We start from the raw sequence: 18,875 nt of genomic DNA, 5'->3' as shown, positions 1-18,875 counted from the left end.
CCTCAAATGACACTTACAACTCTACCAAAATTTATAATTCCAAACAAAAAACACTATTCCCGCGAAAGAATAGTGTTTTAAAATTATTTCATTTTATTGATTACTTGAATTAACCAATTTTCTCGTTCCATTGTTTCATTTTCATCGGCACCAATCACGTCCAAATAATTTTCAGTATTTGTAACGATAACAGGGGTAATTGCCTCATATCCCGCTTGCTTAATTTCCGCTAGATCAAATGTCAGCAGCAAATCTCCAGCCTTGACTTGATCGCCTTGTTTCACTTGAGGATGGAAATGAGCTCCGTTTAAATTAACCGTATCAATCCCTACGTGAATAAGCAATTCTACGCCTTCTTCTGACCGCAAACCAATCGCATGACCCGTTTTAAAGAAAGTAGCAACTTCTCCATTAAAAGGGGCGTAAATTTCTCCAACAGTCGGATTTACAGCCATCCCTTTTCCCATGATTTCTTCTGCAAATGTCGCATCTGGTACATCTTTTAAAGCAACTGTAGTTCCGATTACTGGGCTTAAAATGGTTGTGTGTTCAATAGAAGAAGCTTTGTTTTGTTTCTTCGCTGTTTCTTTTGTATTTTTAGATGGTGCATCTTCAAATTTCATCAAGAATGTTAAAACGATCGTGATGGTGATTGTAAGTATCATTCCAATAATTAGATAAACAAATTTTGGTCCCATAAATACTGGTAAACTCATTATTCCGGGCAGAACAAAGGCATTTCCTGTAACGCCAAAACCTGTCACAAATGCACCACCAATACCTGAACCAATTAAAGCAGCGATAAATGGTTTTTTCAGTTTCAAGTTAACCCCGTACATTGCTGGTTCGGTAATTCCTAAAAATCCTGCAATTGTAGACGATCCCGCGATAGCTTTTAAATCTTTGTTTTTTGTTTTCAAAAATACGGCTAATGCTGCTGCCGCTTGGCCCATGTTTGCCATTAAGAAAACTGGTAATAAATAGTCATGTCCGAGTACAGCGATATTTTGAATTGCGATTGGCATTAAGCCGTAGTGCATGCCAACAATAACGAGTAATGGTCTAGTTGCTCCAAGAAGTCCACCGGCGATAATACCACCATGTGCAAATAACCATGTCACGCCTTCTGCAAGCCAAATTCCTAAGTATGATCCAAGTGGTCCAATAACAATTAATTGAATTGGAATAATAAGCATTAATACAATAGTTGGTGTAAATACAATCCCCAAAGAATCCGGCATCCATCTATCTACCCAACGATAAACATAACTTAAAATCCAAACGGCTAAAATAATCGGAATAACAGTAGAACTATAATTGATAAAAGGAACTGGAAGACCAAACAAATCTAACCCAGTTGGGCCACCATTCGCAATGGCTTTCGCTCCTTCCATAATAATTGGGTACATCATTCCCCCAGCTACAGCGACTGCAATAAACTCATTCGTTTTGAAAATTCGCGCTGCTGAAACCGCCAAGAAAAACGGCAAGAAGTAAAATACACAGTCGGATATAATTTGCAGCATCGTTACAACACTACTAGTTGGCTCAACCCAGCCAAGTACAGTAACTAATCCTAAAAGCCCTTTTAACATTCCGGCTCCGGCAATCGCAGGAACTATTGGCGAGAATATTGTCGAAATCACTTCAAAGAAACGACCAATGAGATTTCCTTTTTTCTTTTCAACAGTTGTTTCTGAACTATCGCCTTGTTTGAAATCTCCAAGTTTTATTAATTCCTTATACACTTTAGAAACTTTATTTCCAATCACTACTTGAAATTGTCCGCTTTGAATTTGAACATTAATAACGCCTGGTAATTCTTCAATTTTCTCCTTATCCGCTAAATCGATTTTTTTCAAATGAAATCTAAGTCTTGTGTAGCAGTGCATGACTTCTGTAATGTTTTTTTCTCCACCAACAAGGGCGAGTATCTCTTTTGCTAGTTCTTGATTATTCATTGTTCTCCTCCAGTTCATTTGTAATAAAAAAGACCCAAATAAAAGATACAACGACTTCAAATTAAGTGTCTTATCTTTTATTTAGGTCACGCCTGCCGAACAGTAACGATCCTACAATAAATTATTTTGTTTTTTCTCTAGTAGTAACTCGGTGGATATGCAGTGCAAGGTATAGTACCTCGTCATGATTGACTGTCCAGCCCATTGTTTCTTCTAGTAATTTCTTCACTTTTAAGGCACATTCAAAAGCTTTTGGATATTTACTTTTTACTACATCATAAAGAATTGCTTCCTCCACCACATCTGATTCTTTTTTCATTTGTCGCAAAATGAAGTAACGCAAATGTGTAATTAAACGCGCATAATTTAATGAATCTTCATCTACTTGAATAAGGTAATGATAGTTAATAATATCTAAAATTTTCGCAACCAAAGTTGTCATTTCAAAAGCTTGTTCTACTTCTGCTGTGCCAAATCTGGCATTAACAAAATGCATCGCGATCGGCACAACTTCTTCTTTAGGCAATTCAATATTTGCGCTTTCCTTCATCCATGCGATAACAGATTCAGCAAACGCGACTTCTTCCGGATACATATGACGAATTTCCCATTTTAGCGGGTAATCAATTTGAATGCCTTCTTTTACCCGAGTGATTGCGAAATTTATATGATCAGCAAGCGGAATCAGTAAATTATCCGTAATATGCGGGCCAAGTTCCTGCTTACCGCTTTTCACCAAATGGCCGCACAGTTGAATAACCTCCAAAGGAACTTCGTCAAAAAAAGCATCCAATTTTCCTTCTGTCGCTTCATCATTCAACACAAATGTTTTTTCTACATTAGTTAAATCAACCAGGTCTCCTGGAAACTTTTGATAACCAATACCTTTTCCCATCAGAATTTTTTCTACTGTCGGATTTTCAATGACTAAAACAACATTATTATTAAAAACTTTTTTTATTATCATCTTTTATTCCTCTTCAATAGTTTAGTTTATATCTAGGAAAGTTAAGTTATGACAGGGTTTCTCCATTTGAAGTAATGACTTTTTGATACCAATAAAAACTTTGCTTTTTAATTCTACGCATCTCTTTTAAATCAAAGTTTTCTCGGTCAATATATACAAATCCATAGCGCTTATCCATGCCATTTCGACCACTGACAACATCCATAAAGCTCCACGAACAGTATCCAAGCACAGTTACACCATCATTAAATGCCAATTTCACTTGTTTTATGTGTTCTTTTAAATACATAATTCGGTAATCGTCATTTATAATATCTCCTGCTTCTAGTTTATCATATGCACCCATTCCATTTTCCGTAATTATTAAAGGCAAGTGATATCGTTCATGCAACTCTCTTAACGTCAAACGTAAGCCAACTGGATCAATTTCCCATCCCCAATCTGTCGCCGCAAGTTCTTCATTTTTTATTACTTGGAAAACGCCAGCCTCTGCTTCTGGTAATAAAGACTCTTTTTGATAGCCAATCGGAAATTCTTCTGTTGCCGGAAATGCCTTAACCGCCTCGGAAAAATAATAGTTCACACCAATCATCGTTGGCGGATTTTCTTTCATTAATTGCAAATCTCCCGCTTCTATTTCTGGCGTAAAGTCCCGGTCAAGCAAATATTGCCAAAATGGGGTACGATATTCACCATTACAATGTAAATCCAGTAAGTAATTATGTTTAACGAGCATCGCATCTTGGCTTGCAAGTACATCTTCTGGATTTGAGCTCGCTGGGTGAATCATGGAAAATGAAACTGCTGGCCCGATTTTTCCTTTTATGCAGAGTTCGTGGAATGTTTTAATCGTTGCAGCTGTTGCAAGGCACATATGGTGGTTTGCCTGATATCCAAGTTTCAACTGTTCCTGCTTCGTCTTCCCAGTAAGACCCAAACGACTTGGAATCCGCACTACATGGTCCTGTTCATTAATCGTCAGCCAATATTTCACGCGATCGCCGTAAGTTTTGAATAAAAATTCAGCATACGCGCGGTAATCTTCCACACTATTCCGCGATACCCAACCACCATATTCTTCTACTAACCCTTGTGGATAATCAAAGTGATAAATCGTCACAAGTGGCTCAATCCCATACTTACAAAGTTCATCAATTAAATCGTTATAAAAATCGACCCCCTTTTGATTAATGTCTCCCCGCCCACTAGGAAAAATTCGCGTCCAAGCGATAGAGAAACGATACACTTTAAGGCCTAACTCTGCCATTAAAGCCACGTCTTCCTTCATTCGATGATAATGATCCACCGCAATCGTAAAATCAGTTATTTCCGGGTTTTTCTCCATTACATCAATAACAGATAGCCCTTTCCCATCTTCCTGCCAAGCACCTTCCACTTGAAAAGAAGACGTCGAAGCTCCCCATAAAAAATCATTTGGGAATGCTTTATTTTTTTTGAATTCCATATGTACATGCCTCCTAGTCATTTTTTTGCACAAAAAAATGACCCGAAACTAGACAAAAGCTCACGAGATTTCTCTCGATAAGTTTCTATCCTATTCCGGGTCATGCCTGATCGAATCAGTAACAATCCTTTAATTAACCATTATGATACAAGATAAAGCGCTTTCTGTCAATGATGATTTTTCTTAGCCTATTTTACTACTTTTCATTTCGCTAAATCGGCAGAACTTCTAAATAGTTTTCTAACGCAAAAAAAGTTATTCCACAGGTTATCCCGTCCTTATACACAAGTTATCCCCAAAAACTATCCACATATCCACAGGGCGATTCTCTATTTTGTGTCCGAACGTATATTCTCCACAATATATATGATACGCTATTTTCACTATCCACAGCTTATCCACAAGTAAAAATGTCAGCAAAACATTCGAAAACCAAACTCCATCAAACAGCGAAACCTCTTCTCCTACAATCATCCCCACCATTTTAATTTCCGCGTAAAGTTATTTCCCTTGTCACATATTCGACTTATAAAAAGTAAAAATGTGGATAAATGGCTTTCTATCCACATTTTTCTTTTTTGACCTATATTTTCGCAAAAAATGCGTTTTTTTCAAAAATAAATCTGTGATTATTGATTAAATTATCAAAATTGTTCTTTTCCACAAGATATTCACGGCTTACACACAGGTTATCCACAGAAGTTATCCACATATCCACAAAACGTTCCTATATTTAGTAGCAGAATCCTTGTTCTCTACTATATCTATATCCGAAAAAAATCACTATCCACAAGTTTTCCACAGAAAAAAAGCCACCCTCTTTTTCAAGAGAATGGCTTTTCGTTATCATGTGGTTGTTTTTGCTGCTTCTAGTTTGATATCTGTGGATTGTTCTTTACCATCGCGGTAATATTTCACTTTGACTTTATCGCCAATTTTCACATCATTACCATAAAGGATTTTACGTAGTGTCATAGAGTTTGTTACTTTTTGGCCGTCTAGTTCAACAATAACATCATATTGTTTCAAGCCCGCTTTAGCTGCCGGGGAACCGGATACTACTTGTTGTACCATTGCACCATAATCTACGCTATCTGGTAATTTCAAAATACTTTTTTGTTGTGTTTCTGGAATTGTATCTACGTCACGTAAGGAAACACCTAGAGATGGGCGTTCTACTTCGCCATTTGTTTCTAGTTGTTCGATGATTGGCTCTACTGTGTTACTTGGAATCGCAAAGCTAATACCTTCTACGTTTTCCATCGAAATTTTCATTGAGTTGATACCAATTACTTGGCCTTCAATGTTAATTAAAGCTCCACCACTGTTACCTGGGTTGATTGCTGCATCTGTTTGGATAACATCAGCTTCCCAGTCTTCTGTTCCGTCGCCATTTGTATCAACTGGCACTGCACGGTTTAAGCCGGAAATAATACCTTGCGTTACAGAACCGGAAAATTCAGTTCCAAGTGGGCTACCAATTGCAATTGCTGGTTCGCCAAGTTTTAATGAATCAGAATCGCCGAATGCAGCTACTGTGCTGACATTTTTATCGTCAATTTCAAGGACAGCTAAATCGTTCCATTCGTCTGTTCCTAATAATTTCGCTTCTGATTTTTTACCATTTGTAAATGTTACTTCTAATTTATTTGCATCGGCTACAACGTGATTATTCGTTACGATGTATGCTTTACCGTTTGCTTTTTTATAAATGACACCGGATCCTGATGAAGCTTCTTGTTCGGAAGAGGTTGTTCCATCAAGGGAAGATGATGATTGGTAATTCAGTACGCTGACTACCGCATCTTGTACTTTATCCACTGCCTTGGTTACATCTGATGTTGTGTCTACAGAAACTTTTTCTACTTTAGTTGCTTTATTATTTGAATTGGAAGTTGTATCTGCATTGTCGCCATTATCCCAAGCTACGAAGAAAATAATAAGTCCGCCAATGATTACACCAATAAGTGCTGTTAAAAAGTAGCCAATAAAGTGTTTGCCGCGCTTCGGTGGCTGGCCATTCCCGTTACCACTTCCGCCGCCGTTGTTCACTCTATTAGGTGGGACTGCGCCGCCTCCAGTTGTACTCGTACGTCTTGGCCCTGGGGCTGGTCTAGCAGGTTCTGGTTCTTTGTTACTTGCTTCTTCAAAAAATGCATTTGTAGAACTTGCCTCGGCTGCATCTTCTGTTGCTCCGGCAAATTTCTCGCCCTCTGGGGTCACGCCTTCTACAATAGGGGGTTCTTGGACTGGTTGCGAGTTCTCCGGGGTATGTAAAGTCTCCTCGACCTCTCTTTTTGGCGTGCTTTCGTTCTCGCTGTTTTCATTTAAATTCTTTTCTTTCTCGTCCATGTCTTCCTTCCTCTCTGCAAATTTCGCATTTATATACTTCCATAGTAAACGCCAAATATGAAAAAACGATGAAAAAGCTTTAAAAAAATGGTGAAACTTAAATCGTAAAGATAGATGTGGCGTTATCAGGGTCGGTATCAAAGATTTCTACTTTGCCGCCAACATCAATTCCTTCTGAAATAAGGGTTTGTGTTACGCTCATTCTCGCTAGTTCTTTCATATTATTGTCTTTACTAAGGTGGCCTAAATAAATTCGTTTCGTCTGGTCGGTAATTACTTCGCTCATTGCAATTGCTGCATCTTCATTGCTCACGTGTCCTTCGTCGCCAAGAATTCTGCGTTTAACATTCCACGGATAGCGTCCCATTCGAAGCATTTCTACATCATGATTACTTTCAAAAAGATAAGCATCAGCCCCCGCAATATGCCCTTTCATCCGGTCGCTTACATATCCCGTGTCGGTTATCATTACAAATTTTTTATTCCCTTTATGAAATATGTAAAACATCGGCTCAATCGCGTCATGAGAGACACCAAAGGATTCTACTTGCATACTACCGAAAGATTTTACCGTTTCCATATCAAATTGGAACTTTTGATCAGAAGAGACTTCGCCAATCATGTTATCCATTGCTTTCCATGTTTTAGCATTCGCATAAATAGGGAGTTTGTATTTACGAGCAAGCACACCAAGCCCTTTAATGTGGTCTGAGTGTTCATGCGTAATTAAAATAGCGTCTAAATCATTCATATCACGACCAACTTGCGCGAATAGCCCTTCCATTTTCTTGCCACTCAACCCACAGTCAATCAGAATTTTTTGGTCTCCGGTTTCGACAAGCGTGGCATTACCTGAACTTCCGCTGGCTAATATACTAAATCGGATTTGATCCGTGTCTTTTTCGGTTAAAATTTTATTTGCGAACATTTTTTATCCCCCTAAAGGCTTATATACCTTTTATTGTAACGCTAATCCGGCAAAATTGCATGTCCCATCGTTTGAAAAAGCCAACCTAATTTTTCATGATAATTAGGTTGACTCTGTTTTTATTTCGCTTTTTGGCGACTGGATAATTCCGTGCCTGGTTCGGTGGTTGATTTATTTTCTGATTGGTTAATGACTTGTTCGTCTTTAGCATTCACGAGGACATAGTTCGTTTCGCCTGAATGTTTTACTTCAAAGCACCAAACTGGGAAGTAAACATTTCCAGACGGCAGCTGTACGGTCGTGTAGTAGCCGAATGTTGCGGAAACCACGTCGCTATCTTGCTTCAACTCGCCGTGCTGATAAACCGCTTCTAATGCATCTGTTGCGGACATTAAATTGGTTTTATCTTTTAAATCATCTTGCTTGGACATCCATGTTTGCTCATAGGAGATTACGCGGTCGTCGCGGTCTAAATAGAAAGTGATTTGGCCCGCTTCATCAAAGAGCACCATATTATTATTGATTAATTGGTTAAAAGTCAGCGTCCGGGCATCTTTATCATAATTCCAAAATTGGTAGGACTCGCCACGATAAACGCCAGATTCCATAAATTTTTGAAATTCTGGATTATTGCCTTTTTTGCCAGCTTTTACTGGATTTTGTAAGACAGAATAAATTTGTTTATTGTTGTCTTTCAGCGTAATCGCTTGTCCAGTAAGGTCGCTAACATCTTTTGGTGTAAAAGCCGCTCGCTCTGTCGTGAAAATAGAGCCACTCGTAGGTTTTGTCGATAAATCTGGATGGGAAATATTATCTGCTTTTAAGCGTTCTTCTAGCGTTTCATTTCCGAGTGTATCTGGATCATCCGATAGTTGTTTGTTGAAAAATATAACGGCCAAAAAGACATTTAAAATTAGGAGTGTCACAATAAAAATCATTTGAGTTTTACGCCAATCCATTTTTATTCACCCGCCTTTGCTGCATCTGCTTGGAAGATAAACCATTTGTCATGATACTTGTAAAGCCATGTCGGTTCTAAAGTGACAAGACGGTTCATACCAGAGGATTCACTTCTCGTCATGTGATAACCAGGAACGATATCTTCAACTTCTTCCGCATTTACGTTAGGATTTTGAGCAAGGGCGTTATAAACAGAGTAGGACGACTGCAGCGTCACTTCTTTTTTCTCTCCGGGAACGTCTGTATCTAGTCGGAAGAACGGTCTCATGTATTTATAAACTGCTTCCAGACCTTCTGTTACGGAAATATCCGCCATGCCATTTTCATTGTAAACTTGTAAATTATCAATGAATAAACTGAAATTGGTTGTCGCACTTTCGCCAGCATAACCTGTGAAATAATACGCCCCGTCTCCAGTCCAGCCAGCATGGTCATTCACAAAGTTAAAACTGTCTTGAATTAACCCAGCACGCTTCACACTGCTAAGATCTTCTGGGTTTGTGCGCTCTTGCGAAGGATTTACATATTCTAATACTTTATTATCTGTATCCATTTCAATGACACTTGAACCATCCGTATACGTATTCCCTTCACTTTTCACTGTGCCAGAGTCTTGGAATAATGCGGATGTGAATAAATTAATTTCCAGTGAGTCAATAATATATTTTTTGCGGTCTAATTTTGTTTTTTCCGTGCTTAAGAACAGATTGCGTTTGTTGGAAAGCAACTTGTCGTTTTGCGTCAGCTTACCTTCATTCTTTTTAACAATTTTTTCGATTTTATCAATGTCTTTATTTTGCAAAGAACTTTGGTAAATATTTTCTTGGTCATCATTTGCGAAATACACCGAATGTAGCCCTGTGTCTGTATTATTAATATCAAACACAATCCGGTTAAAGAAGGCAGATTCAAGCCCTTCTCCTTCGACTTGGAAAATTTGCGCGAAAATAGAGAACGGAATATCATTCGGGAAAATTATCTCGATAGTGCCATTTTTATGGATTAATTTCTCGTAATCTTCACTACTTTTTTTGTTAGCTAAAACGACTTCTGAAAAACTGAATGCTTTTCCTTGAGCCATTAGTTCATTTAATAAATCAGCATCTAAACTTTGGTAATTGTTGTCATTTGAATTAACGGCTAATTTGTATGGTTTGAAAACTTGTGAAGTGGTCATTGTTTTATCAATCGTTGTTTTTTCGATTTCCTTGACGTTGATGGCTTCGTAATCAGGTTGTCCCTTCCAAATAAAGTAGCTTAGGACGATACTGAGTACGACTAAAATGGTTAGTACAAATGAGCGAAATCCTGTTTTTTTCATCATTCCCAATCATCCTCCGGTAAGTCACTATATGGCAGGGTGAATTTAATTATGGTTCCTTTGGTCTTATTACGCTCGGCCCAAATTCGACCGCCATGTGCTTCGATTACTTCTCGAGCGATGGCAAGTCCTAACCCTGTTCCTCCCATTTCCCGCGAACGAGCTTTGTCTACGCGGAAGAATCGGTCGAATACATTTGCTAAATCTTCGTCTGGTACGCCTAAACCTTCATCGGCAATGCTCACTTCAATTTCATCTTCAAATTTTTTCAGATAGAACGAAATGCGACCGCCGTCTGGTGAATATTTGTTGGCGTTAGAAATAATATTATCGAGCACTTGCATTACTTTATCTTCATCAATTTCGATAATAACTGGCTCTCTTGGAATATGGCGTTTGAACATGATTGTTTCTTTTTTCATCATTTCAAAACGGTCAATAATATGGTTAAAGAAATCCGTAAAGTTCACGAAGCTTTTTTCGAGTTGTTCTCTGCCGCCGTCCATTCTGGAAAGCTTGAGCAGATCATTAACTAAGCGAATCATACGCTCTGTCTCATTTTGCGTTACTTCAAGGAAACGTGGGGCGATTTCTTTATCTTCCCATGCGCCGTCGCTTAATGCTTCTAAATAACTGTGCATACTTGTCAGTGGTGTTCTTAGTTCATGCGATACGTTGGATACGAAGTCGCGGCGTTCTTGGTCGACTTTTTCTTGATCAGTAATATCGTGAAGTACCGCGATTACGCCATTGTTAAAGCCTGTTTCTCTTTGGATAACGGAGAAATTAGCACGAAGCACGTAAGGTTTGTCGAGCGTACTGCGGTCCATCGTTAGCGAGCCATCTACTTCCATTAAATCTTCAAATTGATATGTGTCTCCGATGTCTAAAACATCAATAATGGAACGGCCATTAGCACTTTCATGTTTTACGCGAAGCATTTTTTCTGCTGGCGTATTGATAAGAATTACTTTACCACGGCGGTCTGTTGCGATTACGCCATCGGTCATATATGCGAGTACGGAGGAAAGTTTGCGCCGTTCCCCTTCTGTCATCGCTTGGGCTTCTTGAACTCGTTTCGTTAGCGTGTTGAAAGAATCCGCTAATTCACCAATTTCATCGACGCCATAAACTTTTACTTTGCGGCTATAATTCCCTCTTGCCATCGCATAAGCTTGGCGTTTCATTTCAACAATTGGCTTCGTGATGGTTCTTGATAGCAAGATTCCAAGCACCGCGGTAATAATCATCGCGATTAACGTACCGGTGATAAAAATATTCGTGATATCATCGACTTGTTTATAGACACTTTCGATATCGGCGACAAGATAAATAGCCCCTATCACTTTGCCTTTGTTTTTGATGGAGGATACGTTCACCCAGACACGGTTATTTTTATTCGATTCGTCTTTATAAATTTTGTCCTCAGAAGTTGTTCCAAGTGACAGCGTTCGTTTTACAAGGGGATCGTTGCTCTTTTGGCCAACAATACCTTGATTATTTAAATTAGATGTACCGAGAATTTTCCCTTTGTCATCCACAATTCTTACTTCGATTAAATTGCTACTTGCGCGCGAATAGTCGACTAAAAGTTCTCTAATATCATTTTGTAACTTGACTGAGTTATCGCTGTTTTTAATGATTTCTTCTCTAGCGTTATAATCCAGCAAGGTAATACTATTCGTAATAGAATCTTGAAAGTTTTTCTCCAGTTGTCCTTCCAGCTCACGAACAAAATACGCGCCAATTACTTGCATTGCAACGATAATTAGTAGCAAATACATAATAACTAACTTAAATTGTACGGACTGAAAAAATCTCATTTTATGCATAAGTCGTTCTACTCCTATTCGGGGTAATATATTTAAATTAGTATACCATATGTTGCAGGGTAGACGTATGGTTTTTCCTGTTAATTGGGTCGATTTGTTTATAAAAATAACGAGGAACTAAGCGGATATACCCAAAAAAAGTGGTCAACCAAGTTTTTTCAGTTTGGCGACCACTTCTCTTTATTTATTCTTGTTCTGGATTGCGTAAATAATAGCCAACTCCGCGTCTTGTTACTAACCACGCTGGGTGACTTGGGTTATCTTCAATTTTTTCACGTAAACGACGAACGGTAACATCAACTGTACGAACATCGCCGAAGTAGTCATAGCCCCAAACAGTTTGGAGTAAATGTTCCCGTGTCATTACTTGTCCCATATGTTTCGCTAAATAGTGTAGTAATTCGAATTCACGATGCGTAAGTTCGATTGTTTCTCCACGTTTAGAAGCAACATATGCGTCTGGATGAATAATCAAGGAACCAATTTCTAGTTCGCTATTTTCTTCTTCCTCGGCTGCGCTTGAACTTACTTGGCTGTGACGGCGCAAGTTGGCTTTCACACGAGCAATTAATTCACGGTTACTAAATGGTTTCGTTACATAATCATCGGCACCAAGTTCTAGTCCGATAACCTTATCAATTTCGGAGTCTTTCGCTGTTACCATAATTATTGGCATATCATATTTTTTACGAACTTCACGACATACTTCGATACCATCACGACCTGGAAGCATAATATCGAGTAAAATCAAATCTGGCTGAACTTCTTCTACAAGTTCTAACGCTTCATCGCCATCGTAGGCGCAGTATACATCAAAGCCTTCTTTATTTAGATTAAACTTAACTATATCCGCAATCGGTTTTTCGTCATCTACTACAAGAATTTTCTTTTCTGCCATTTTTTTACAGTCCTCTCATTCCTGGATTTCGCCGGCTTTAACCGGGACAGATATTTTTTATTTAATGCGTAAAAATCTCACTAAACACTTTAAATTCTGGCCTGCCTTCATAAAACAACATGCTAAGAATAGACTTACTAATCAATTATAACACATACAAGTAATTATCTGAATTATTACAAGCGATTTCCTTTCAAAATTAGTTATTCGCTTACTTTTGAGCCACTTTATCAAAAAGATGTAGTTTGGCAATCCGTGTCACTGCTTCTTCTAACCGATCTTCATCCATTAAAAGACCAACCCGCACATATCCTTCGCCAAACTCACCGAAGCCACTACCATCCGCAACCGCGACACTCACTTTTTCTAAAAGGTAATCCGCGAATTCGCTACTTGTAAAATCTTCCGGCACCGGCATCCAAGCAAAAAACGAGCCCGCTGGAGCAACTGCTTTCCATCCAATGGCGTTACAAGCGGAAATAAACGCATTTCTACGACTTTCATAGCGTGCCGTTAATTCTCTAACACACGTCTGATCACCTGTTAATGCTTCAATTGCAGCATCTTGAATCCCCGGGAAAAGACTAACATACATATGGTCTTGAATCAGATTGATTGCTTCGATGACTTCGCTATTTCCGACTGCAAAACCAACGCGCCACCCCGCCATATTATACGTTTTCGAAAGTGTATAAAGTTCAATCCCGACCTCTTTCGCTCCTTTCGTTTCTAAAAAACTAATGGGCTTCTCGCCGTCAAAACCGATACCTCCGTATGCAAAATCATGCGCAACAACGATATTGTGCTCTTTGGCAAAAGCGACTGTTTCTTCAAAGAAATCGGCCGTTGCTACCGCGCCAGTTGGGTTATTAGGGTAATTTAAATACATTAATTCTGCTTTTTTAGCGATATCTTCTGGAATTTTAGTGAAATCTGGTAAAAAATTATTTGCGGCAATTAGCGGCATTTTTTCAAATTGAACTTCGCCTAAAACTACGCCGGACAAATAATCGGGATAGCCCGGGTCCGGTAAAAGCATCACATCACCCGGATCCATTAAACACATCGGCAGCTCCACTAAGCCAGTTTTCGTGCCAAATAAAATCGCGACTTCTGTATTTGGATCGATGGTTACATTATATTCACGCGCATAAAAATCCGCAGCGGCTTGTTTTAGCTCATGCTTTCCGCGAAACAAAGAATATTTGTGGTTAAGTGGTTTTTCTGAAGCCGTTTTCATCGCTTCCACAATATGTTTGGGTGTTGGCTGGTCTGGGTTTCCTTGACCTAAGTTAATAACATCATGACCTTCTGCCACCTTTTTTCCAACTTTTTCTACAAGGCTAGAAAAAAACTGATCTGGTAAATTTTGCAAGCGTTTGGAAATTTTCATTTGACACCCGTCCTTTTCAAGTTTCATTGATTAAAATAGTAAAGTTTTCTGAAGTATTTGTCCAGTACGATTTTTTTAAAACTTAAAAAAGCATTGACAAATTAAGCTAATATGCGTATATTTTTAACTAACAGGTTTTTCTAAAATATTTTCTCTTATCGAGAGCGGCAGAGGGACTGGCCCGATGAAGCCCGGCAACCTAACTTTATTTAAGCGTAAAGTGAAGGTGCTAATTCCAGCAAAATGGTGTATTCCGTTTTGGTAGATAAGAGGAGCTGGATATGTTCGACTTTCCACTTCTCTATTCTAAAATAGAGAAGTTTTTTTATTGTTTACATGAATAAATCTGGATAATCACACAACATACTAGGGAGGAAAAAAAGATGAGAAAATTAACAAAAGGGTTAGGAATTTTACTTGCATCAAGTCTTGTTTTAGGATTAGCAGCGTGCGGAGGCGGTAGTGATGATAAAGCCTTAAGCACAGAAAAAATCACCATTGGAACAACTGCAGGACCTCACCAACAAATCGCTGAGGAAGTTCAAAAATTAGCGAAAAAAGACGGTCTTGAAATCAAAATCAAAACATTTGATGATTATAATACACCAAATACAGCTTTAAACGATGGTGACTTGGATGCAAATAATTACCAAACAATCCCATTTTTAGAGCAACAAAAGAAAGATAAAGGCTACAAATTAGACGTTGCATTCAAAACTGTAGCGTTCCCAATGGGTATTTACTCCAACGATATTAAAGACTTAAAAAATCTTAAAAAAGGCGACAAAATTGCCGTTCCAAACGATCCAAGTAACGAATACCGTGGTTTAAAACTATTTGAAGATGCTGGCATTATTAAATTAAAAGATGGCGTGGAAGAAAAAGCAACGAAAAAAGACATTGCTGAAAACCCGCTTGACCTTGAAATCGTTGAACTTGAAGCTTCTCAAATCCCTGCACAATTAGATGAAGTTGCAGCCGCAGCTATCAATACTAACTTTGCAATGGGCGCTGGACTTTCTATTAATAAAGATGCGATTTACCACGAACCTACAAAAGACAATCCATATCCAAACGTTTTCGTTGTTCGTAGTGCCAACAAAGACGATGAAGTCGTAAAAACATTAGAAAAATATTACCATTCAGATGAAGTAAAAGCATTTATTGAAAAAGAATTTAATGGGTCTGTAGTACCTGCATTCTAGGGAGTTGTTTTATTTTGATCGAATTACATCAAGTTTCAAAATCATTTAATGTAAATGGAAAAACCGTAGAAGCCGTCAAAAATGTTTCTATTACAGTCGAAAAAGGAGAAATTTTCGGTGTCGTTGGTTACAGTGGCGCCGGAAAAAGTACCCTCGTTCGTTGCATCAACTTGCTTGAACGTCCAGATGCTGGCCAAGTTGTCATTGATGGGAAGAACTTATCTACCCTATCAAGCAAAGAACTTCGTGTCGCACGCCGGAAAATCGGCATGATTTTCCAAGGATATAACCTACTGAAAACAGCAACTGTCTATGATAACATTGCCAAACCATTAAAATTAGAAGGCGTTCCAAAAGACGAAATCGAAACGCGCGTGAATAAATACTTGTCAATCGTTGGCTTAGAAGATAAACGAAACAACTATCCAAGCCAACTTTCTGGCGGTCAAAAACAACGTGTCGCGATTGCTCGTGCTCTTGCGCATGAACCAGAAATTCTGCTGAGCGATGAAGCAACAAGCGCCTTGGACCCTGAAACAACAGAAGCAATTTTGCAACTGTTACTTAAAATTAATGCGGAACTCGGCATTACGATTTTCTTAATTACACATGAACTTGATGTCATTCAACGTATTTGTGACCGGGTTGCTGTAATGGAAAATGGTCATTTAGTGGAACAAGGTACCGTTCTTGATATTTTCACCAAAGCAAAACACGCGACAACCAAGCGTTTTGTTGGATCAGAAGCTAGTTTCGATATCCCGCAAGATTTGCTTGAAAAATATGTCGCAACTGGGAAATTGGTTTCTCTTCATTTTATTGGGGACGAAGCGGATGAACCTGCTCTTGCTCTTGTATCACGCAAATTCGACGTTCTTCCAAGCATTTTAGCTGGCGGAATTGATCATTTGAAAAACGGAACACTTGGAAAACTACTCGTTCATTTAAAAGGGGACGAAGCGGAATATAGTAAAGCAATTGCTTATTTGAAAGAATCTGGAGTCGTTGTTGAGGAGGTCGAGTTACTATGAGTTTGTTTTTTGAAGAATGGGGACCGATACTTTGGCAAGGATTTCTGGAAACGCTGACGATGACTGGTATTACGCTTGTGATTTCACTCGCGATTGGTTTACCACTTGGCGTATTTTTAACATTAACGCGTAAAGGTGGTCAATCGGAAAATCTGATTGCTTATAGTATTTTAAACTGGGTCATTAATATTTTACGTTCACTGCCGTTTATCATTTTGTTATTCTTAATGATTCCGGTAACACGTTTTGTTGTTGGGACTACTATTGGGATTCAAGGTGTAATTATGCCGCTTGTTGTATTTACGGCACCTTACATCGCTCGTTTAATGGAGTCCGCCCTCTTGGAAGTGGACCGTGGTGTCGTTGAAGCCTACCAAGCAATGGGGATTTCCACACCGAAAATCATTTGGAGTGTGGTTATTCGCGAAGCTCGGTCTGGTATCGTTCTTGGTTTAACTATCGCAACAATCGGGCTAATCGGCGCAACTGCGATGGCTGGACTTGTTGGCGCTGGCGGACTTGGAACAATTGCTTACCAATATGGTTTCCAACGTTTTGAACCAACTGTCATGTATACAACCATCATCATTTTAATTATCATGGTTCAAGCACTACAATCATTCGGTAATTTCTTATCTAGACGTCTTAAAAAAGATTAACTCACTACTTAGAGCTTGGTGCACAGTGTTCCAATATGGACTCGTCACCAAGCTTGTGTTATTTTTAAAAGAAAAAGGGAGCGAAGAACATGTGGAAGTTGGCATTATGTCAAACCGATGTAGCTTTTAAATATCCAGATGCAAACTATGCGCGGATTGAAAAAGCCATCATCGAAGCTGCAAAAAATGGGGCCGATATCGCAGTTTTACCAGAAATGTGGAATACAGGTTACGCTTTAAACGAATTAGCTGGAGTTGCTGATTTAAATGGGGAAAGAACAAAAGAATTTTTAGCGAACCTTTCTGAAAAACACCAAATCGCAATTATTGGTGGCTCGGTGGCTGTCTCAGAAGGAAACAAATTTTCGAATACAATGTACGCTTTTGATAAATACGGTGGACTACTTTCTTCATATAAGAAGGTTCACTTATTCCAGCTTATGAATGAGCATTTGTATTTAGAAGCCGGAAATGATAAAAATTTATTCCGTTTGGATGGCGTTTCTTGCGCCGGTTTCATCTGTTATGATATTAGATTTCCAGAATGGATTCGCAAACATACTTCAGAAGGCTCAGAAGTTATTTTTGTTTCAGCACAGTGGCCAGCCGAGCGTGTTACTCAGTGGGAGCAACTTCTCATTGCACGCGCGATTGAAAACCAAGCTTTTGTCGTTGCTGTAAATCGAGTTGGCGATGATCCGAATAACCATTTCAACGGTCATTCGCTTGTGATTGACCCACTTGGAAACATTGTCGCTCATGGCGGTGAAGCAGAAGGAAATATTTATGCCGAAATCGACTTGAATTTAGTGGCGGAAACACGAGGAATTATCCCCGTTTTCACGGATAGACGCCCAGAATTATACTAAATACAAAAAGGGACAAAATACTATTTTGTCCCTTTTCTCATTAAATATACATATTTTCGGAAAAAAAGTGGCAATTTGGTCTAATTTGTGTGGATTTATTTTTGTTAATTTTGATATTATGTATTATAGTTAACGAAACAAGTAAAGGAGCTGCTAATTATGGATGCGCTATTTAATTATAAAGAGTTTATTCGACTTTCTCACGAAGGCAATATTAAATATGAAAAATTAAAAGTTCCAAAACATACAGACTTAGTAGATACTGCCACACAGCGAAATAATCATGTCTATTTAATTGTTGAGGGCTTCGTTTCTATTTCCATGAATCCACAACTAAATAGCATATACACCATCTTAGGCAAAGGCTCTTTTGTAAATTACTATAGTTTATTCCAAGGAAACGTAGATGACTTCTTGTTTACAACTAGCTCGCCTTGCACTATTTACAAATATTCTTTTAAAGATTTAGAGTACTTTCTTTCCATGTTCCCAGAGAATTTTGGGTTTCAGTTTTTCATTATGCGCGACCTGGCTCGCCACGCTTTTTTTAAAAGTCTTTTCGCTGAGACTAGTTCTTCCGACAAACTAGAGCTCTCCTTTTCTAATCTCTGCAAGCTACACGGAACGCCCTATGAAAAAGATAGCGTTATCCTCCCAAGAGAAATGCGAACTAGTACCATCGCGGCATATAGCAACCTATCAAAAAGTAGTTTTTACAAACAATTGACGCTTTTGAAAGAGCAAGGAAAGATTTGGAAAAAGGATAAAGAATGGGTTGTTAAAAATCAGGAATTGCATGATTATGTGAAAGTTAGGCAATTTGTTGATTAAAAAACGCTACCCTGTTTTAAGTTGTAGTCAGGAATTAGCTGTTTAGTTTTTATTTTATCTTTATAGAGGAGTTAAAAATGTTGTATAAGCTAGGAAATATTGAAGTTAATGTAGAACAATATAGAGCGGAGTTTGCTAAAAAACACTATTTACCTTTTATGAGGAACTGATGAATATGTCAGGTTGCACACTGTTAGAAGCTC

At 38.5% G+C, this 18,875-nt stretch carries 15 protein-coding genes and 1 riboswitch; of the genes, 5 read left to right on the top strand and 10 right to left on the bottom strand.

The window, feature by feature from the left end; genetic code table 11:
- Positions 1–83: 83 nt before the first annotated feature.
- The 10 genes from HCJ30_RS00355 to HCJ30_RS00310 all read right to left on the bottom strand — a co-directional run bounded on the left by HCJ30_RS00355 (position 84) and on the right by HCJ30_RS00310 (position 14,077).
- Entirely contained in the window at positions 84–1,961 is a 1,878-nt protein-coding gene (locus HCJ30_RS00355) for a beta-glucoside-specific PTS transporter subunit IIABC (protein ID WP_185390521.1), read from the bottom strand.
- 121 nt (positions 1,962–2,082) lie between these two features.
- On the bottom strand, positions 2,083–2,928 hold the full coding sequence (locus HCJ30_RS00350) for a PRD domain-containing protein (protein WP_185390520.1): 846 nt from the start codon (positions 2,926–2,928) through the stop codon (positions 2,083–2,085).
- 46 nt (positions 2,929–2,974) lie between these two features.
- On the bottom strand, positions 2,975–4,393 hold the full coding sequence (locus HCJ30_RS00345; RefSeq protein ID WP_185390519.1) for a glycoside hydrolase family 1 protein: 1,419 nt from the start codon (positions 4,391–4,393) through the stop codon (positions 2,975–2,977).
- 846 nt (positions 4,394–5,239) lie between these two features.
- Positions 5,240–6,745 (bottom strand): serine protease HtrA, encoded by a 1,506-nt coding sequence (gene htrA, locus HCJ30_RS00340; RefSeq protein ID WP_185390518.1) that lies wholly within the window; start codon positions 6,743–6,745, stop codon positions 5,240–5,242.
- A 97-nt stretch (positions 6,746–6,842) separates the two neighbouring features.
- Positions 6,843–7,673, bottom strand: coding sequence for an MBL fold metallo-hydrolase (locus HCJ30_RS00335; protein WP_185390517.1), 831 nt, complete (start codon positions 7,671–7,673; stop codon positions 6,843–6,845).
- 119 nt (positions 7,674–7,792) lie between these two features.
- The gene (locus HCJ30_RS00330; RefSeq protein WP_185390516.1) at positions 7,793–8,632 is read right to left on the bottom strand and encodes a two-component system regulatory protein YycI; all 840 of its coding nucleotides are present in this window, start codon (positions 8,630–8,632) and stop codon (positions 7,793–7,795) included.
- Between the two features lie 2 nt (positions 8,633–8,634).
- Positions 8,635–9,957, bottom strand: coding sequence for a two-component system activity regulator YycH (gene yycH / locus HCJ30_RS00325; RefSeq protein ID WP_185390515.1), 1,323 nt, complete (start codon positions 9,955–9,957; stop codon positions 8,635–8,637).
- Positions 9,954–11,786 (bottom strand): cell wall metabolism sensor histidine kinase WalK, encoded by a 1,833-nt coding sequence (gene walK, locus HCJ30_RS00320; RefSeq protein ID WP_185390514.1) that lies wholly within the window; start codon positions 11,784–11,786, stop codon positions 9,954–9,956. The genes yycH and walK overlap by 4 nt, the downstream gene beginning before the upstream one ends.
- A 184-nt stretch (positions 11,787–11,970) precedes the next feature.
- Positions 11,971–12,684 carry a response regulator YycF gene (yycF, locus tag HCJ30_RS00315; protein ID WP_003729146.1) on the bottom strand — a complete coding sequence of 238 codons (714 nt, stop codon included), beginning with the start codon at positions 12,682–12,684 and terminating at the stop codon, positions 11,971–11,973.
- A gap of 211 nt (positions 12,685–12,895) precedes the next feature.
- Positions 12,896–14,077: a pyridoxal phosphate-dependent aminotransferase gene (locus tag HCJ30_RS00310; protein WP_185390513.1), complete on the bottom strand. Its 1,182-nt coding sequence runs from the start codon at positions 14,075–14,077 to the stop codon at positions 12,896–12,898.
- Positions 14,078–14,229: 152 nt separating this feature from the next.
- Positions 14,230–14,349, top strand: a riboswitch (SAM riboswitch).
- 111 nt (positions 14,350–14,460) lie between these two features.
- Between HCJ30_RS00310 and HCJ30_RS00305 the strand changes: the two genes are divergently transcribed.
- The 5 genes from HCJ30_RS00305 (at position 14,461) to HCJ30_RS00285 (ending at position 18,672) form a co-directional block, all read left to right on the top strand.
- The gene (locus HCJ30_RS00305) at positions 14,461–15,282 is read left to right on the top strand and encodes a MetQ/NlpA family ABC transporter substrate-binding protein (RefSeq protein WP_003735433.1); all 822 of its coding nucleotides are present in this window, start codon (positions 14,461–14,463) and stop codon (positions 15,280–15,282) included.
- Between the two features lie 14 nt (positions 15,283–15,296).
- Entirely contained in the window at positions 15,297–16,313 is a 1,017-nt protein-coding gene (locus HCJ30_RS00300; RefSeq protein ID WP_149045170.1) for a methionine ABC transporter ATP-binding protein, read from the top strand.
- Complete coding sequence (locus HCJ30_RS00295) at positions 16,310–16,972, top strand: methionine ABC transporter permease (protein WP_003738008.1); 663 nt, start codon at positions 16,310–16,312, stop codon at positions 16,970–16,972. Before HCJ30_RS00300 ends, HCJ30_RS00295 begins: the two co-directional genes overlap by 4 nt.
- Before the next feature lie 89 nt (positions 16,973–17,061).
- Complete coding sequence (locus HCJ30_RS00290) at positions 17,062–17,841, top strand: carbon-nitrogen family hydrolase (protein ID WP_185390512.1); 780 nt, start codon at positions 17,062–17,064, stop codon at positions 17,839–17,841.
- Positions 17,842–18,000: 159 nt separating this feature from the next.
- Entirely contained in the window at positions 18,001–18,672 is a 672-nt protein-coding gene (locus HCJ30_RS00285) for a Crp/Fnr family transcriptional regulator (protein ID WP_185390511.1), read from the top strand.
- Positions 18,673–18,875 lie beyond the last annotated feature (203 nt).

Source organism: Listeria cossartiae subsp. cossartiae (assembly GCF_014224155.1).
In the GTDB taxonomy this organism is placed as follows: Bacteria; Bacillota; Bacilli; order Lactobacillales; family Listeriaceae; genus Listeria; species Listeria cossartiae.
Note: the sequence above shows the minus strand (reverse complement) of the source record. Positions and strands in the feature narration are given on the sequence as shown.